The sequence below is a fragment of the Flavobacterium ardleyense genome, assembly GCF_042686085.1.
Classification (GTDB): Bacteria; Bacteroidota; Bacteroidia; order Flavobacteriales; family Flavobacteriaceae; genus Flavobacterium; species Flavobacterium ardleyense.
Genome location: NZ_JBHUOL010000011.1, coordinates 1 through 15706 on the forward strand (window position 1 = coordinate 1; position 15706 = coordinate 15706).

Consider the following 15706-nt stretch of genomic DNA (forward strand, 5'->3'; position numbering starts at 1 on the left):
TTCATACTTTATTTTTAATCTTTTTTTAACCTTTGTCTTAACTCATTGATAACAAGAAGTTAATGTATGAAAGTTTTTTTGAAGTTTTTTTTAGCTTAACGAGTAAAGGCGGGATTATGATGTATTACTAGCGGTAGCATATGCGTCACCATAACGTCTCTCCTATTTAAATTTGTTGTTCAGATTTAAAAATAATTTGCTTTTTATTGAAATTAGCGCTTTTTTGATGGTTCTATCCCTTAAACAGACGCAAAGATTTTTGTTTATTTTATAAAATTAGGGTTTTAGATGGTGGAATTATTCTTTCAAAGTGGTTTGTAGGGTAATTTGCCACTTATATCATCTGGTGAATTCTACTATTTTTATAAAAGAAGGTTTTTTTATTTTTCACAACTAGTGGAAATTGGAATTAAATGTAAAACTTGGAACTGTTGACGCTTATCTGTCGGTGTAGTATTAAAATTTTTTTTTGAAGTATTGCTAAATCGATGGAATTGGTATTTAAATTGAGGGGTTTCAAAGTCGGGATATTTGCTCCTTGTATATAGGTGTATTAATTCAGATGCTGAAATGAATCCAGCATGACAAAGATTGTTATTAAGAATATAGGAAGTTTCTCCTTGTACATAGGTGTAAATAATGGAGATGCTAAAATGAGGACGTTTACTCCTTATATATAGGTGCGAAAATTATTGAGATGCTGAAACGAGTTCAACATGACAAATCTTGTGATTAGCAATCGAGAAAGTTTGCTCCTTATATTTATGTGTAATAATTTAGATGCTGAAACGAGTTCAGCATGACAAGACTGAGATAAAGATAAAGGAGAAGTCCGATGCAGCTCTCTCCCTATATAGGTGTAATAAATTCAGATGCTGAAACGAGTTCAGCATGACAAGAATCGTGATAAAGTTTGTGAGGAGGGATTTTGGAATCTGCTGCTTATATATAGGTGTACAAAATTGAGATGCTGAAACGAGTTCAACATGACAAATCTTGTGATTAGCAATCGAGAAAGTTTGCTCCTTATATTTATGTGTAATAATTTAGATGCTGAAACGAGTTTAGCATGACAAGAATCGTGAGAAAGTTTGTGAGAAGGGATTATTGATTCTGCTCCTTATATATAGGAGTAGAATATTGAGATGCTGAAACGAGTTCAGCATGATAAGACTGAGATAAAGATTAAGGAGAAGTCCGATGAAGTTCTCTCCCTATATAGGTGTAATAAATTCAGATGCTGAAACGAGTTCAGCATGACAAGAATCGTGATAAAGTTTGTGAGGAGGGATTTTGGAATCTGCTGCTTATATATAGGTGTACAAAATTGAGACGCTGAAACGAGTTCAGCATGACAAAGATTGAGAGAAAGTTTGCGAGAAGGGATTATGGAATCTGCACCTTATATATAGGTGTAGAAAATTGAGATGCCGAAACGAGTTCAGCATGACAAGAATAGTGAGAAAGTTTGATGAGAAGTATAAGGAAGTTCTCTACTTATATATAGGTATAGAAAATTGAGTTGCTGAAACGAGTTCGGCATGACAAATCTTACTTTCATTAATCCAGGAAGTTTACTCCTTATATATATGTGCGAAAATTATTGAGATGCTGAAACGAGTTCAGCATGACAAGATTGAGAGAAAGTTTGGAGGGAAAGTAAACTGGAAAGCTATACGTATTTTATAGCCCCGATGGGAGTGGCATCCTTTTTATAAACCCATCAGGTTTCATAAAACCTGGTGGGTTTGTAAAAAGATAGAACGGACAGCGGGACGAATAGTCTTATGAAATGATAAACGTGCGCTCCCAAAAAACTAATCGAAACGGATTGCTTTGACAGGCGAAATTTTTGTAATGATATACGAAGGAATCATTAGCACAAGCACACAAACGAAAATTGTACCTAAGTTCAATATAAGAATATGAAACAGGTTGATGCTTACTGGCGCTTGACTTACATAATAACTTTCGGGATTTAGTTGGATGACTCCCAAGGTTTGCTGAATTACCAATAAGGAAATGGCAATCAAGTTTCCCCAAAACAAACCTCGGGCAATTAAATGAAAGGCGTTGAACAAAAATATTTTTCTGATGTTCCAATTATTTGCACCCATTGCTTTTAGAATTCCAATCATTTGGGTACGTTCCAAAATTAAAACTAATAACGCCACGACCATATTGATGGTAGAAACGACAATCATTACGATTAAAATGACAAGGATATTAAAATCAAACAGTTTTAACCATTCGAAAATACTGTAATATTTCTCTTCAATGGTGATACTGTCATATGTAGACGGCACTTCCTTATAAACTTTAGCTCCTATTTCTTTAATTTTCGAGAAGTCATCTAAAAAAACCTCGAAGGAACCTACTTGATTCGGCTTCCACTTGTTGATTAATTGTACGTGACGAATATCACCGATAACATAAATGGCATCAAACTCTTGAAAACCTGAATTGTATATACCTGTGATCAGAAAGTTTCTTTTGTTTGGCATCTTCCCTTTTTCTTTCATAAAGAACGTAAGAAATTTATCACCTACTTTAAGCTCTAAGCGCTTTGCCAAATATTGTGAAATCAAAACTTCAGTATTTAGTTCTGATTTTAGATTTGGGATTTTGCCCTCTACTAAATATTCTTCGAGATTAGTGAAATCGTAATCTGTTCCAACACCTTTATATATAACACCTTCAAAGGCTTCTTCAGTACGAATGATTCCAGCTTTACTTGCGACAGCCTGAATGTGATTAATACCTTCAATGTTATTAAACTTGGGATAGAAATCTTGTTCCAGTGCAATAGGTTCAGTGGTTACTTGCGACTGATTGTCGTCAAAATTAGAAATAACAATATGTCCGTTGAAAGCAGATACTTTTTCCCTAATTTTATCTTGTAAACCTACACCTGTAGCAACGGCCATAATCATCATGACTATTCCGATAGCAATAGCAGTAATCGCAATTTTTATAATTGGCGAAGAAATACTACTTTTATAACTTTTAGCAGTAATTAGTCTTTTTGCTATGAAATATTCTAAATTCAAGTTTTTATGACGTCTAAATTATTTATCAAAAGTACATTTTTATTTTTTTCTTTGCTAATTGTTTATTGCGGAAGTAACAAAAAACAAAATCTGCAAACAACAGCTGAAAAAGACACGATTACCACAAAAGCTACTAGTGAGATTTTGGCGTTTAAAACCGGCGCTGAAAACTATGAAAGCTATTTGCCTTTATTGAAGAGCAAAAAAGTTGGTGTTGTGACGAATCAGACTGGTATTATATCGTTTCAAGAGTTTTTCGCAATAAAAAACAATACCAATACTGGAAGCGACAAAGGCGTTAGAGTTATACAAAAATCTATTGTTGACTTTTTTATAGAAAAAAATATTAATGTTCAGAAAATTTATGCTCCTGAGCATGGTTTTAGAGGAACAGCAGATGCAGGCGAATTAATCATTGACGGAAAAGACACAAAAACAGGTTTACCTATTATTTCACTGTACGGAAACAACAAAAAACCGAAAGTCGAACAATTGAAAGGTATTGAAGTTATGGTTTTTGATCTACAAGATGTGGGAGCACGTTTTTACACCTATATTTCTTCGTTGCATTACGTAATGGAAGCTTGTGCCGAAAACAATATTAAACTAATAGTTTTAGATAGACCAAATCCAAATGGTGAACTTGTTGATGGTCCTATTTTAGAAAAGGAACATAAAAGTTTTGTAGGAATGCACGAAATTCCGGTTTTACATGGAATGACAATTGGTGAATATGCAAAAATGATTAATGGTGAAAAATGGCTATCCAATGGAATCCAATGTGATTTGGCAGTGATTCCTTGCGGAAATTATACACACGAAATGAAGTATAACTTACCTGTAAAGCCTTCGCCAAACTTACCAAATGATCAATCGATTAATTTATATGCGAGTTTGTGCTTTTTTGAAGGAACAAATGTAAGTTTAGGAAGAGGAACTGAAAAGCAGTTTCAAATTTATGGTTCTCCTTTTTTATCGAAGACGGTATTTAATTTTAGTTTTACACCGCAACCTAATTTTGGTGCGAAAGATCCAGTTCATAATGGTAAATTTTGCTTTGGTGAAGATTTGACTAAAACTAAAAGAGTAAACCGTCTAGAATTGGAATGGCTGTTAAAAGCTTATCAAAATACTTCAGACAAAACAGTTTTCTTCAATGATTTCTTTACGAAATTAGCGGGAACTAAAAAATTACGCGAACAGATTGAGGCGGATTTAACCGAAGATGCCATTAGAAAAACTTGGACGATCGGTTTGGAAAAGTTTAAAGGTGTTAGAGCGAAGTATTTGATTTATGAGTAATTGGGACACAAATTTCACTAATTAGCACAAACCAATAAGTGAGATTCCTAACGGAATGACAAGATTACGGATAAGAACTGAACACTTACAACTGAACACTGAACACTTTCTAAAGAGGCATTTTCTCCTTCATTTTCTCCACTATATTAAAAGCAGCCGGACAAATAGCAACATTTTGCAATGTTAAATCTGTAATTTGGTTGAACTTTTTTCGATCAGTGTGTGGGAATTCTCTACACGCTTTTGGACGCACATCGTAAATAAAACATTTATTATCGTTGTCTAAAAACGTGCAAGGAACACTTTTTAATACGTAATCGTTGTCTTCATCGATTCGTAAATATTGCTCAACGAATTGTTGTGGTTTTTGGCGAAAGCTTTTTGAGATTCTTTCAATATCAGCGAAAGTAAATAATGGTCCGGTTGTTTTACAACAATTGGCACAATCTAAACAATCGGTCTTTTTAAATTCCGCGTTGTGCAAATCTTGCATTACATAATCCAAATTTTTAGGCGTCTTCTTTTTTAGCTTATCGAAATACTTTTTGGTTTCGATATGCGTATCTTTGGCAAGTTTCCCGAGTTCGTTTAAATTTGGCTTTAGCATTTTATTTAATTTCTGATGCAAAGTTAAACAACTTGAAACTTCAAACCTTAAAATTTTAAACAAAAAGTAATGAAAGACCTTTTCGGAAAAGCCATTTTTGACTATCAAACCAATAATTCACCTGAAGATATGGTGACTGAAACTTCTATTTCGGAAGCAGATGAGATGAGTGTTGCCTATTTGTTTCGCGATTTTAATGAAATGCCAGAATTGGAACAGAAAGCATTACAACTTTCGAAAGGAAAAATTTTAGATGTTGGTTGTGGTGCCGGAAGTCACGCTCTTTATTTGCAAGAAAATGGTTTTGATGTTACGGCGATCGATATTTCAGCAAACGCAATTAAAGCCTGTGAATTACGAGGTTTAAAAAATTGCAAAGTAGTTGATGTTTTGGAAATGGATACTTCTCAAAAGTTCGACACGATTCTATTGCTGATGAACGGAACGGGAATTTTTGGGAAATTAGATAAGATTTCAACATATCTTCAAAAACTGAAAGCTCTTTTAAATGAAGGCGGACAGATTTTAATCGATTCTTCTGACCTAATTTATATGTATGATCAAGATGAAGATGGTGCGTATGAAGTTCCAGCCGATGGCTATTACGGTGAATTAACTTTTACAGTTCAATATAAAAAGGAAACTGAAGACACTTTTGATTGGTTGTATTTGGATTACAATACCTTGCAAAACGCCAGCAATCACAGTGGATTAAATTGTGAATTAATTCTAGAAGGCGAACATTTCGATTATTTGGCAAGAATTACTAAGTAAATGTCAAAGGCATTTTAAAGTTAATACTAACCGTCTTTCCTCCTCTTTTTGCAGGTTGCCATTTCGGTGCTAATTTCAAAACACGAATCAATTCAAGGGCGGAATTAGTTCCCAAATCTCGCAGTATTTTAATATTTTTAACATCACCAAGTTCACTTACGCTGAATGTAAAGATAATCTGCCCTTTCTTTTCTACGGTTGACGTGTCAAAATTCTTTATGATAAAATCATAAAACTTCTCGACTCCTCCGCCTTGAAATTGGGCGTCAATTAAATCACCGCCTAAATAAACTTCATCTTCACCTCCTAGTTGGGAAAAGCCTAAAGTAGAAACGAAAATAAAAACCATCAAAAATAACTTTTTCATACTAAGGAATATTTAAATATTTATGAGTTTGCAAAGAAACTCTCCATTTTGGATTTTGCATAACATAATCTACAATTAAAGGCGTCATCTCAGCATTTTTACTCCATTCCGGTTGTAAAAACAAGATTGCGTTTGGATTTACTTTTGCTGCTTGTTCTTCTGCGAAAATAAAATCGTGCTTGTTGTAAATGATTACTTTTAATTCATTTGCAATATCATAAGCACTTTGAACAGGTAATTTATTTTTCTTTGGCGATAAGCAAAACCAATCCCAAGAACCCGTAACTTCATAAGCTCCCGAAGTTTCGATATGAACTTTCAGATTTTGTTCTTTTAATTTTGAAGTCAAAACGTGCATATCCCACATTAAAGGTTCCCCACCAGTTACTACAACTGTGTCTGCATATTTTTTTGCATTAGCAACAATAATGTCCGTTTCGGTTGGTGGATGCAAAGCAGCATTCCAACTTTCTTTAACGTCACACCAATGGCAACCCACATCACATCCACCAATTCGTATAAAATAAGCGGCAGTTCCCGTATGGAAACCTTCGCCTTGAATGGTATAAAACTCTTCCATTAAAGGTAACATATCACCTTTTTCAACCGCCAATTGTACTTCTTTGTTTAACATTTCAAATAAAAATAGTGTGCAAAGATACGACTTGGAAATTAGAATTCAGAAGTTAGAAGTTAGAAATTGTACTTCAATGGAATATTCAAATGTATTTTAGAAACGCAGATTTTAAAATTATTAAAATTGTACAAAATTCATTAGTATATGTTACTTTTTTTATTGCTATTGAAATTGGCATTGCAATTCACTTTTGTTACATTTGAAGTTCAAACTAAAATAATGAGTAAAACAGAAGAATTTAGCAAACATATAAACGAAGGTTATACTTGTAAAGGTGATTACATTACGCTTGGTGGTGGCATTTTTGAAGGAGAAGCCATTCCAAATACGCACGTAAATATTCCGTTGAAAACCTTAAACCGTCACGGATTAATTGCTGGAGCTACTGGAACTGGGAAAACAAAAACCATCCAAGTTTTATCTGAACAGCTATCGCTAAAGGGAATTCCTGTTTTAATGATGGATATTAAAGGTGACTTTTCGGGAATTGCAATGCCTGGAGAAGAAAAGTCGTTTATTTCGGAAAGACATCAGAAGATTTCGATTCCTTATGAAACGAAAGCTTTCCCGGTGGAACTAATGACGATTTCAGAGCAAAATGGTGTTCGATTGAGAGCTACTGTTTCTGAATTTGGACCCGTTTTGTTCTCTCGCATTTTAGATTTGAATGATACACAAAGTGGCGTTGTATCGGTAATTTTCAAATATTGTGATGACAACAGTTATCCTTTATTAGACCTAAAAGATTTTAAGAAGGTCTTAAATTACGCAACTAATGAAGGTAAACCCGAATTTGAGTCCGAATATGGAAGAATTTCAACCGCTTCCACGGGTTCGATCTTACGAAAGATCATCGAGCTAGAACAACAAGGAGCAACTTTTTTCTTTGGTGAAAAATCATTTGAGATTGAAGATTTAATGCGAATTGACGAAAACGGAAATGGTTACGTAAACATCATTCGATTAACCGATATTCAAGACCGACCGAAATTATTCTCTACTTTTATGTTGAGTTTATTGGCGGAGATTTATAATACAATGCCCGAACAAGGCGATTCTGGTCAGCCTGAATTAGTGATTTTTATTGATGAAGCCCATTTAATTTTTAAAGAAGCGAGTAAAACCTTATTAAATCAGATTGAAACGATTGTGAAATTAATTCGTTCAAAAGGAATTGGTGTTTTTTTCATCACCCAAAATCCGATGGATGTTCCTACAGGCGTTTTGGCACAATTGGGTTTGAAAATTCAGCACGCTTTAAGAGCTTTTACTGCTAACGATAGAAAAGCAATCAAAATGACGGCGGAGAATTATCCGGAAACTACTTTTTACAAAACGGCTGAAGCATTAACTTCCTTAGGAATCGGGGAAGCTTTAATAACTGCTTTGAGCGAAAAAGGAACACCAATGCCTTTAGTCGCCACAATGATGCGTGCACCAATGAGCCGAATGGATATTCTATCCGAAACTGAAATTGACACGGCTATTTCTAAATCGAAATTAGCTAAAAAATATAACGAAGTCATCGACAGAGAAAGTGCTTACGAATTACTAAACAAAAAAATTGCCGAAGCACAAGAAATGGTCGTTGCCAAAAAAGAAGTAAAACCAACAAGAAAAGCAAAAGAAGAACCTAGCACAACAGAAGTTTTAGGGAAATCTATTACTAAAGTAGTGACGAGTGCAAGTTTTATTCGTGGTGCTTTTGGCTTATTAACGAAAATGTTTAAGCGATAATGAAAAGAATAAAATTTACAGAATTAGGTTTTAAAAAGAATTTCAACACACTTATTGTTGTAATTGGAATTATATGTATGATAATAGGTTTGATTGCTGGATTTGGTTTTGGAAATGAAAGACTAATGAGTTTAGCAGGATTATCAGTAGTATTAACAACTTTTCCTCAGTTAAGAAATTCCTTTTACAAAAATTATTTCCTGTGGAACAAAAAAGGGGGAAACATCAAGATAAATTCAAAAAGTAAAAATATCGTGTTTTCTGAATTAGATTTTTATGAATTTAATGAAAATAAATTGTCAATTATAAAGAAAAATAAAACAAATCTTGAATTTTCTTTATTAGATATTCACCAAGAAGACATTTTAAAATTAAAAGAAATTTTAGAAAAACACATTAATAAACAATGAAAAACCATTTCATACAAAAAGCACCATTCTTTGTTCCTACAACTCATGGGAAACTAATTGAAGAACATCACGGATTAGCAACGACTAATAATAAAGATGTTTCAATTGCACATATGATTGCACCGCCGGGTTGGAGTGAACCTTTTCAAAAGCCAGAATTTGATGAATATACTTATATCATCAAAGGGAAAAAGCAATTTATTAACGAAAATGTTTAATCGATAATGAAAAGAATAAAATTTACGGAATTAGGTTTTAAAAAGAATTTCGATACGCTAATAGCTGTTTTAGGTTTTGTGCTTTTTATAATTGGAATGGTAGCCTCCTTAGGTTATAGTGATGAAAAATATGCAACTTTAGTGTCTTTGTCAGCAATATTTATCTTATTTCCACACATTAAAAACTTCTTTTACAAAAATTATTTTCTATGGAACAAAAAAGGTGGAAACATTAAGATAAATTCTAAAAGTAAAAACATCGTATTTTCTGAATTAGATTTTTATGAATTTAATGAAAATAAATTGTCAATGATAAAGAAAAATAAAACAAATCTTGAATTTTCTTTATTAGATATTCACCAAGAAGACATTTTAAAATTAAAAGAAATATTAGAAAAATACATTAAGAAACAATGAAAAACTATTTCATACAAAAAGCACGATTCGTAGTTCCTACAACTGATAGGAAACTAATTGAAGAACATCACGGATTAGCAACGACTAATAATAAAGATGTTTCAATTGCACATATGATAGCACGGCCGGGCTGGAGCGAATCATTTCAAACGCCAGAATTTGATGAATATACTTATATCATTAAAGGTAAAAAGCAGTTTATTAACGAAAATGTTTAAGCGATAATGAAGAGAATAAAATTTACAGAATTGGGTTTTAAAAAGAATTTAAATACCTTAATACCTGTTTTTGGTCTTGTGCTTTTTATACTTGGAATTATAGCCTTCTTAGGTTATATTGATGAAAAGTATTCAGCATTAGCGTATTTATCAATATTATTTACGTCGTTTCCACAAATGAGAACTAACTTTTACAAAAATTATTTCATCTGGAACAAAAGCGATGCACAAATTAAAGTCAATTCAAAAGCGAAACAAATACTATTCAAAGAAATTTCTTCTGTTCAATTTGAAAATAATAATTTAATACTACTGAAGAAAGACAATACCCAACTTGATTTTCCTTTAAAAAATATTAATCTAGAAGATATCAAAAAATTAGAAGAAATTTTAAAAGCACTAATTAAGAACTAATGAAAAAATATTTTATACAAAACGCACCGTTTATCGTTCCCACAACTGATGGGAAACTAATTGAAGAACATCACGGATTAGCTACGACTAATAATAAAGACATTTCTATAGCACATATGATTGCACCTCCGGGTTGGAGTGAACCTTTTCAAACGCCAGAATTTGATGAATATACTTATATCATTAAAGGTAAAAAACAATTTATTATTGCAGATGAAACCGTTATTTTAGAAACAGGCCAATCGATAAAAATTGAGAAAAATACAAGAGTGCAATATTCAAATCCCTTTGACGAACCTTGCCAATATATTGCAATTTGTACGCCTGCGTTTAGTATGGATTTAGTAAATAGAGAAGAATAAATTCGATTTATAAAAAAAGCTGAAAATAAATTCAGCTTTTTTATGTTTTAGTCTTGTAGTAATTCTAATATTTTATTCTCAACTTCTTTGGAATCCCAAAGCTGTTCTATATTTTCCATTTGCAAAACTTCTTGCATAATTTCGTTCTGGAAATCACCAATTGCCAATGCTTCCGAATAAGGTTGCAAGCTAAAAGTTACTCTACTATATAAAGGCATCCATTTTTCGGGATGTTTATCGGAGAACCATTTTTCGATTTTCTTTTGTAAGATGAAATTTGCATCGGCTGTTAAATCACTCATTTCGATGAAATTTCTCAACGATAATTCGGCAATTGCATCTGCGTTTGGTTTTCTTGAAATTTCGTATTCTTTAAAAATAGTCTTCCAATCGTCGCCATATTTTTGCATCATTTCGCTTAGGATCGTGATGTCTTCAAATCCTGCATTCATTCCTTGTCCATAAAACGGAACAATCGCGTGCGAAGAATCGCCAATTAAAGCAACTTTATCTTCATACGTCCACGGAAAACATTTCATTATTGCCAAATAACTAGTCGGATTTTTAAAGAAATCACGTACTAGATCCGGAATAACTTCTTTTGTATCTGGAAAATATTTATCGAAGAAAGTGACTAGAGAAGCTTCGTCTTTTATTTTTGCAAATGAATTCTCGCCTTCAATTGGCATAAATAAAGTACACGTAAATGAATTATCTAAATTCGCTAATCCCATCAACATAAAATTACCTCTTGGCCAAATATGTAAGGAGTTGATATCGATTTTAGCCGAACCATCCGCGTTAGCCGGAATATACAATTCCTTATAACCAATTTTCATAAATTCTTGCGAATAATCAAACATTGACTGGCGTTGCATTCTGTGTCTAATTCTGGAAAAAGCTCCATCGGCACCAAAAACTTTATCGTATTTTAATTCCGTCCAATTGCCTTGTTCCGAATCGCCTTCAAATAAAGTAGCTGTTGCTAAATTTACATCCCAAATTTTATGCTCAAAAAAGAAATTTACGCCTTCTTTTTCAGCTAAATCAACCATTTTACGATTTAAAATCCCTCTTGACAAAGAAAAAATAGCTTCACCTTCTTTTCCGTAGGCTTGATAATTCAGCGTTCCATCTTGCAAATGGATGCCTCTTTTGTCAACAGGAATTCCAATTTTTCGAATTTCTTCAGCTAAACCAACATCTTCTAAAGCTTTCCAACCTCTGTTTGACATGACTAAATTAATAGAACGACCCGAAAATTCGACTGTTCTAATATCAGGACTTCTGTCGTAAACATCAACGGTGTGTCCGGCTCTTTTTAAATAGATTGCTAATAATGTTCCAACTAATCCAGAACCTACAACAGCAATTTTATGGGGCGTTTGCATCAAGTTTGATTAAAAATTTGAAAAGCAAAAGTACTGAATTAATACGCTTTACCGCCCAAATTTCAAGATAATTTCAGTTGAAATTGTAATTTTGTTTAATTTATATTGATTTTAGTTAAACAAAATGTATCTTTGAAATAAAAAATAGCGATGCGGAAATTTACCAAAGACGAATTGTTTTATATGTCGAAAGTGCCTCGGTTAAATTTATTAAATTGTATTACCGGCTATAAATCGGCAAACTTAATAGCTACCACTTCAAAGGAAGGCGTTCTGAATGTGGCCGTTTTCAGTAGCGTTACGCATTTAGGTAGCGAACCGCCATTGATTGGTTTTATCCTAAGACCTAATACTGTGCCAAGAGATACTTATAAAAACATAAAAGAAACTGGATACTTTACGGTTAACCATATTACAAGTGACATGATTGCTGATGCTCATCATACTTCTTCAAGCTATGAAGACTCGGTTTCAGAATTTGATAAAACCAATTTAGAGCCTGAATTTATTGCAGAGCACCAAATCCCATTCGTAAAGGGAAGTCCGGTCAAATTATATTGTAAATATCTGAATGAATATAAAATTGAAGAAAATGGCTGTCTTCACATTATTGCTTCGGTTGAAGAATTATTTGTGGATGACAATTTATTGCACGAAGACAATTGGATTCAATTAGACCGTGGAAATGTAGTAGCAATAAATGGTTTAGATGGTTACGCTGTTCCGAAAATTAAAGACCGTTTTCATTACGCAAGACCCGATCAACCCACGAAATCAATGTTATAAATGGCACATAAAAAAGTGAACCTTCCCGAAAAAATTTGTAAAACTTGCAATCGACCTTTTGCTTGGCGAAAGAAATGGGAGAAAAATTGGGAGGAAGTTTTGTACTGCAGTGATAAATGTAGAATGAATAAAACGAAATAAGATGAACGGATTAGTATGGTTTCGAAATGATTTACGCATAACAGACAATCATTCTTTATATAATGCTTGTGCCCATAATGAGCGAGTAATTGGGATTTATTGTATTGACCCACGGCAGTTTGAAACTACAATTTATGGTTTCAAAAAGACTGAAAAATATAGAGCTACGTTTTTATTGGAAACTTTGACGGAATTGCAAGAGAATCTGGCCGAAAAAAACATTACGCTGTTAGTGTATTACGGTTATCCCGAAAAAATACTCCCAGCGGTTTGTGCGGAACATCAAATTGTTGCGATTTATTCTCAAAAAGAATGGACTACTGAAGAATTAGCAGTTGAAACCGATATTAAGCAAGTGATTCCAGCATTAAAGTGGAAAACCACCTACGACCAATTTTTATTTCATCCGGATGATGTTCCTTTTGAAAGTTGGGAGAAACTTCCGGAAGTATTTACAGAGTTTCGAAAGCTTTTGGAAAAGAAAGTTCGGGTGCGACCAACGGTTTTCATCAATGCAAAACCAATTGCTAATAAAATTGAAGAATTCACACCGATTCCAACTTTAGAAGATTTGGGATTTGAAGCTTTTGAGCAGCCTACCAAAACCGCTTTTCCATTTAAGGGTGGCGAAAATCAGGCGAGCAATCGAATTGATGAATATTTCTGGGAAACCAAGAAGCTTTCGGTTTATAAAAAGACAAGAAATGGTTTGCTCGGAAAAAATTACAGTTCGAAATTATCCGCTTGGCTTGCAAATGGTAGTATTTCCGCAAAGACGATTTATTGGGAAGTCCAACAATATGAGAAAAAAGTCGTGAAAAACGAAGACACTTATTGGTTGATTTTCGAATTGATATGGCGAGATTATTTCAAATACATTTCTTTAAAGCACGGTAATAAGATATTTCAACTTGGTGGTATTTTACAAAAAGAGTATAATTGGAATCAAACTCCAAAAGCTTTCGCGCAATGGACAAATGGCACAACGCCTGAACATTTTGTAAATGCGAATATGATTGAATTGCAAAAAACAGGCTGGATGAGCAATCGCGGTCGTCAAAATGTGGCGAGTTATTGGGCAAAAGAATGGGAACAAGATTGGCGAATTGGTGCTTCTTACTTTGAAAGTATACTAATTGATTACGATGTGCACAGCAATTATGGGAATTGGATTTACAATGCTGGTGTTGGAAATGATCCTCGCGATCGAAAATTCAATATCAAACGCCAAGCTGAAATGTATGATGCTGATGGGAAATTTCAAAAAACGTGGTTAACTCCTGAATTATTTTAAGATGAAAACTTTACGATTAATTCTTGGTGATCAATTAAACAGCGAACATTCTTGGTATGAAGAAGTTGATGAAAATATTATTTATTTAATGGCAGAAATGCGTCAAGAAACGGATTATGTGAAACATCACATTCAGAAAGTCGTGGCTTTTTTCTTTGCGATGCGAACTTTCGCTGACGAACTTACCGAAAAAGGATATCAGGTAATTTATTTTAAGATTTCAGACAACGAAAACCCACAAGAACTTGAAGAATTGATACTTCAAACAATTGCCAAATATAAAATAGACAGTTTTGAATATCAGCTTCCGGATGAATATCGATTGGATGAAAAATTGAAAGCTATTTGTTCCAACTTAGGAATTCCTTCAAAAAGTTATGATTCGGAACATTTTTATACGTCACGTTATGAATTAAAAGATTTTTTTGAAGGTAAAAAGCAATTGCTGATGGAAAGCTTTTACAGAATGATGCGAAAAAAGCATAACGTTTTAATGTTTGGTTCACAACCTCTAGATGGAAAATGGAATTTTGATCAGAGCAACCGCAATAAATATAAAAATGAAGTGCCGATTCCGTTTCCTTTGGAATTTCATAAAGATGTAAAGGAATTAGTTTCAGAAATTGAAAACCACGGTATTGAAACAATGGGTTCGATTGATGCTTCAAATTTCAACTGGCCGACTTCAAGAAGTGAAAGCTTGCAATTAATTGCTTATTTCTGTGAGAATCTCTTGCCTTATTTCGGAACTTACCAAGATTCATTATTTACCGGACACAAATTTCTATTTCATTCGCGTTTGTCTTTTGCGATGAACTCAAAAATCATAAGTCCGAAGGAAGTAATTGATTGTGTAATTAACTATTATTTCGAAAATCAGGACGAAATTGAATTGGCCCAAGTGGAAGGATTTGTCAGACAAATTATAGGTTGGCGTGAATATGTCCGAGGAATTTATTGGAAAGAAATGCCAAATTACTCCAAGATGAACGCTTTGGAAAACTACAACAAACTTCCAGAATTTTATTGGACCGGAAAAACGAAGATGAAATGCATGCAACATTCCATTTCACAAAGTTTAACCGAAGCTTATGCCCATCACATCCAACGTTTAATGGTAATTGGTAATTTTTCTTTGTTGGCACAATTGCATCCTGATGCTGTTGACCAATGGTATTTAGGTGTTTACATCGATGCAATTGAATGGGTAGAACTACCAAATACTCGTGGAATGAGTCAATATGCCGATGGCGGAATCGTAGCTACAAAACCATATGTTTCTTCTGGAAGTTACATCAATAAAATGAGTGATTATTGTGGGAATTGCCACTATAATGTAAAAGACAAATTTGGAGAAAAGGCTTGTCCTTTCAATAGTTTGTACTGGAATTTTTTAGATGAGAAAAAACAACATTTTGCCAAAAATCAGCGAATGAGTATGATGCTTGCTTTACTTAACAAAATCAAGCCCGAAGAAATTGTCAAGATTAAAGAAAAGGCCCAAAATATATTGGAAAATATAAATAGTTATTAAAAAACAAAAGGAGTTGAATATACTATTCAACTCCTTTTTTGCTAACC

The 15706-nt window shown here is 33.4% G+C and carries 16 protein-coding genes and 2 pseudogenes; 13 read left to right on the forward strand and 5 right to left on the reverse strand.

From position 1 onward, the window contains the following. Positions 1-1817: 1817 nt before the first annotated feature. Positions 1818-3050 carry an ABC transporter permease gene (locus tag ACFSX9_RS05380; protein ID WP_379805406.1) on the reverse strand — a complete coding sequence of 411 codons (1233 nt, stop codon included), beginning with the start codon at positions 3048-3050 and terminating at the stop codon, positions 1818-1820. A gap of 6 nt (positions 3051-3056) precedes the next feature. On the opposite strand from ACFSX9_RS05380, the gene ACFSX9_RS05385 reads away from it, so the two are divergent. Next, a complete protein-coding gene (locus ACFSX9_RS05385; protein WP_379805409.1) occupies positions 3057-4352 on the forward strand; it encodes an exo-beta-N-acetylmuramidase NamZ family protein in 1296 nt (431 codons plus the stop codon). 109 nt (positions 4353-4461) lie between these two features. Here the strand turns inward: ACFSX9_RS05385 and ACFSX9_RS05390 are convergent, their stop codons facing one another. Further along, positions 4462-4959, reverse strand: a complete 498-nt coding sequence (locus ACFSX9_RS05390; RefSeq protein ID WP_379805411.1) for a YkgJ family cysteine cluster protein — start codon at positions 4957-4959, stop codon at positions 4462-4464. 69 nt (positions 4960-5028) lie between these two features. Between ACFSX9_RS05390 and ACFSX9_RS05395 the strand changes: the two genes are divergently transcribed. Further along, the gene (locus ACFSX9_RS05395; protein WP_379805413.1) at positions 5029-5733 is read left to right on the forward strand and encodes a class I SAM-dependent methyltransferase; all 705 of its coding nucleotides are present in this window, start codon (positions 5029-5031) and stop codon (positions 5731-5733) included. Here ACFSX9_RS05395 and ACFSX9_RS05400 read toward each other — a convergent pair. Further along, the gene (locus tag ACFSX9_RS05400; protein WP_379805416.1) at positions 5726-6100 is read right to left on the reverse strand and encodes an energy transducer TonB; all 375 of its coding nucleotides are present in this window, start codon (positions 6098-6100) and stop codon (positions 5726-5728) included. The two genes, ACFSX9_RS05395 and ACFSX9_RS05400, sit on opposite strands and share 8 nt — an antisense overlap. A gap of 1 nt (position 6101) precedes the next feature. Beyond that, entirely contained in the window at positions 6102-6734 is a 633-nt protein-coding gene (locus ACFSX9_RS05405; protein ID WP_379805418.1) for a 7-carboxy-7-deazaguanine synthase QueE, read from the reverse strand. A gap of 222 nt (positions 6735-6956) precedes the next feature. Between ACFSX9_RS05405 and ACFSX9_RS05410 the strand changes: the two genes are divergently transcribed. From ACFSX9_RS05410 to ACFSX9_RS05440, 7 genes and pseudogenes are all read left to right on the forward strand, one after another. Further along, on the forward strand, positions 6957-8474 hold the full coding sequence (locus ACFSX9_RS05410) for a helicase HerA-like domain-containing protein (RefSeq protein WP_379805421.1): 1518 nt from the start codon (positions 6957-6959) through the stop codon (positions 8472-8474). Next, positions 8474-8884, forward strand: coding sequence for a hypothetical protein (locus ACFSX9_RS05415; RefSeq protein WP_379805423.1), 411 nt, complete (start codon positions 8474-8476; stop codon positions 8882-8884). The genes ACFSX9_RS05410 and ACFSX9_RS05415 overlap by 1 nt, the downstream gene beginning before the upstream one ends. Continuing rightward, positions 8881-9093, forward strand: a pseudogene (locus tag ACFSX9_RS05420) (cupin domain-containing protein); the annotation flags it as partial. The gene ACFSX9_RS05415 and the pseudogene ACFSX9_RS05420, both read left to right, overlap by 4 nt. Before the next feature lie 15 nt (positions 9094-9108). After that, positions 9109-9519, forward strand: coding sequence for a hypothetical protein (locus tag ACFSX9_RS05425; protein ID WP_379805426.1), 411 nt, complete (start codon positions 9109-9111; stop codon positions 9517-9519). Continuing rightward, positions 9516-9731 (forward strand): annotated as a pseudogene (locus ACFSX9_RS05430) (cupin domain-containing protein); the annotation flags it as partial. The gene ACFSX9_RS05425 and the pseudogene ACFSX9_RS05430, both read left to right, overlap by 4 nt. Before the next feature lie 12 nt (positions 9732-9743). Further along, positions 9744-10151 (forward strand): hypothetical protein, encoded by a 408-nt coding sequence (locus tag ACFSX9_RS05435; RefSeq protein ID WP_379805428.1) that lies wholly within the window; start codon positions 9744-9746, stop codon positions 10149-10151. Next, positions 10151-10513, forward strand: a complete 363-nt coding sequence (locus ACFSX9_RS05440; RefSeq protein WP_379805430.1) for a cupin domain-containing protein — start codon at positions 10151-10153, stop codon at positions 10511-10513. The genes ACFSX9_RS05435 and ACFSX9_RS05440 overlap by 1 nt, the downstream gene beginning before the upstream one ends. Positions 10514-10560: 47 nt before the next feature. Here the strand turns inward: ACFSX9_RS05440 and ACFSX9_RS05445 are convergent, their stop codons facing one another. Further along, on the reverse strand, positions 10561-11904 hold the full coding sequence (locus ACFSX9_RS05445; RefSeq protein ID WP_379805432.1) for an FAD-dependent oxidoreductase: 1344 nt from the start codon (positions 11902-11904) through the stop codon (positions 10561-10563). A gap of 150 nt (positions 11905-12054) precedes the next feature. Between ACFSX9_RS05445 and ACFSX9_RS05450 the strand changes: the two genes are divergently transcribed. The 4 genes from ACFSX9_RS05450 to ACFSX9_RS05465 are packed head-to-tail and all read left to right on the forward strand — an operon-like array spanning position 12055 to position 15659. After that, positions 12055-12690, forward strand: coding sequence for a flavin reductase family protein (locus ACFSX9_RS05450; RefSeq protein ID WP_379805434.1), 636 nt, complete (start codon positions 12055-12057; stop codon positions 12688-12690). Next, positions 12691-12831, forward strand: a complete 141-nt coding sequence (locus ACFSX9_RS05455) for a DUF2256 domain-containing protein (protein WP_379805436.1) — start codon at positions 12691-12693, stop codon at positions 12829-12831. A gap of 1 nt (position 12832) precedes the next feature. Continuing rightward, positions 12833-14125 (forward strand): DASH family cryptochrome, encoded by a 1293-nt coding sequence (locus ACFSX9_RS05460; RefSeq protein ID WP_379805438.1) that lies wholly within the window; start codon positions 12833-12835, stop codon positions 14123-14125. 1 nt (position 14126) lies between these two features. Beyond that, a complete protein-coding gene (locus tag ACFSX9_RS05465; protein ID WP_379805441.1) occupies positions 14127-15659 on the forward strand; it encodes a cryptochrome/photolyase family protein in 1533 nt (510 codons plus the stop codon). The last annotated feature ends 47 nt before the right edge of the window (positions 15660-15706 follow it).

Excerpts from the sequence above, each read along its gene's own strand:
- ACFSX9_RS05385 (WP_379805409.1), top strand. The coding sequence starts at position 3,057 with ATGACGTCTAAATTATTTATCAAAAGTACATTTTTATTTTTTTCTTTG.
- ACFSX9_RS05390 (WP_379805411.1), bottom strand. The coding sequence starts at position 4,959 with ATGCTAAAGCCAAATTTAAACGAACTCGGGAAACTTGCCAAAGATACG.
- ACFSX9_RS05395 (WP_379805413.1), top strand. The coding sequence starts at position 5,029 with ATGAAAGACCTTTTCGGAAAAGCCATTTTTGACTATCAAACCAATAAT.
- ACFSX9_RS05400 (WP_379805416.1), bottom strand. The coding sequence starts at position 6,100 with ATGAAAAAGTTATTTTTGATGGTTTTTATTTTCGTTTCTACTTTAGGC.
- ACFSX9_RS05405 (WP_379805418.1), bottom strand. The coding sequence starts at position 6,734 with ATGTTAAACAAAGAAGTACAATTGGCGGTTGAAAAAGGTGATATGTTA.
- ACFSX9_RS05410 (WP_379805421.1), top strand. The coding sequence starts at position 6,957 with ATGAGTAAAACAGAAGAATTTAGCAAACATATAAACGAAGGTTATACT.
- ACFSX9_RS05415 (WP_379805423.1), top strand. The coding sequence starts at position 8,474 with ATGAAAAGAATAAAATTTACAGAATTAGGTTTTAAAAAGAATTTCAAC.
- ACFSX9_RS05425 (WP_379805426.1), top strand. The coding sequence starts at position 9,109 with ATGAAAAGAATAAAATTTACGGAATTAGGTTTTAAAAAGAATTTCGAT.
- ACFSX9_RS05435 (WP_379805428.1), top strand. The coding sequence starts at position 9,744 with ATGAAGAGAATAAAATTTACAGAATTGGGTTTTAAAAAGAATTTAAAT.
- ACFSX9_RS05440 (WP_379805430.1), top strand. The coding sequence starts at position 10,151 with ATGAAAAAATATTTTATACAAAACGCACCGTTTATCGTTCCCACAACT.
- ACFSX9_RS05445 (WP_379805432.1), bottom strand. The coding sequence starts at position 11,904 with ATGCAAACGCCCCATAAAATTGCTGTTGTAGGTTCTGGATTAGTTGGA.
- ACFSX9_RS05450 (WP_379805434.1), top strand. The coding sequence starts at position 12,055 with ATGCGGAAATTTACCAAAGACGAATTGTTTTATATGTCGAAAGTGCCT.
- ACFSX9_RS05455 (WP_379805436.1), top strand. The coding sequence starts at position 12,691 with ATGGCACATAAAAAAGTGAACCTTCCCGAAAAAATTTGTAAAACTTGC.
- ACFSX9_RS05460 (WP_379805438.1), top strand. The coding sequence starts at position 12,833 with ATGAACGGATTAGTATGGTTTCGAAATGATTTACGCATAACAGACAAT.
- ACFSX9_RS05465 (WP_379805441.1), top strand. The coding sequence starts at position 14,127 with ATGAAAACTTTACGATTAATTCTTGGTGATCAATTAAACAGCGAACAT.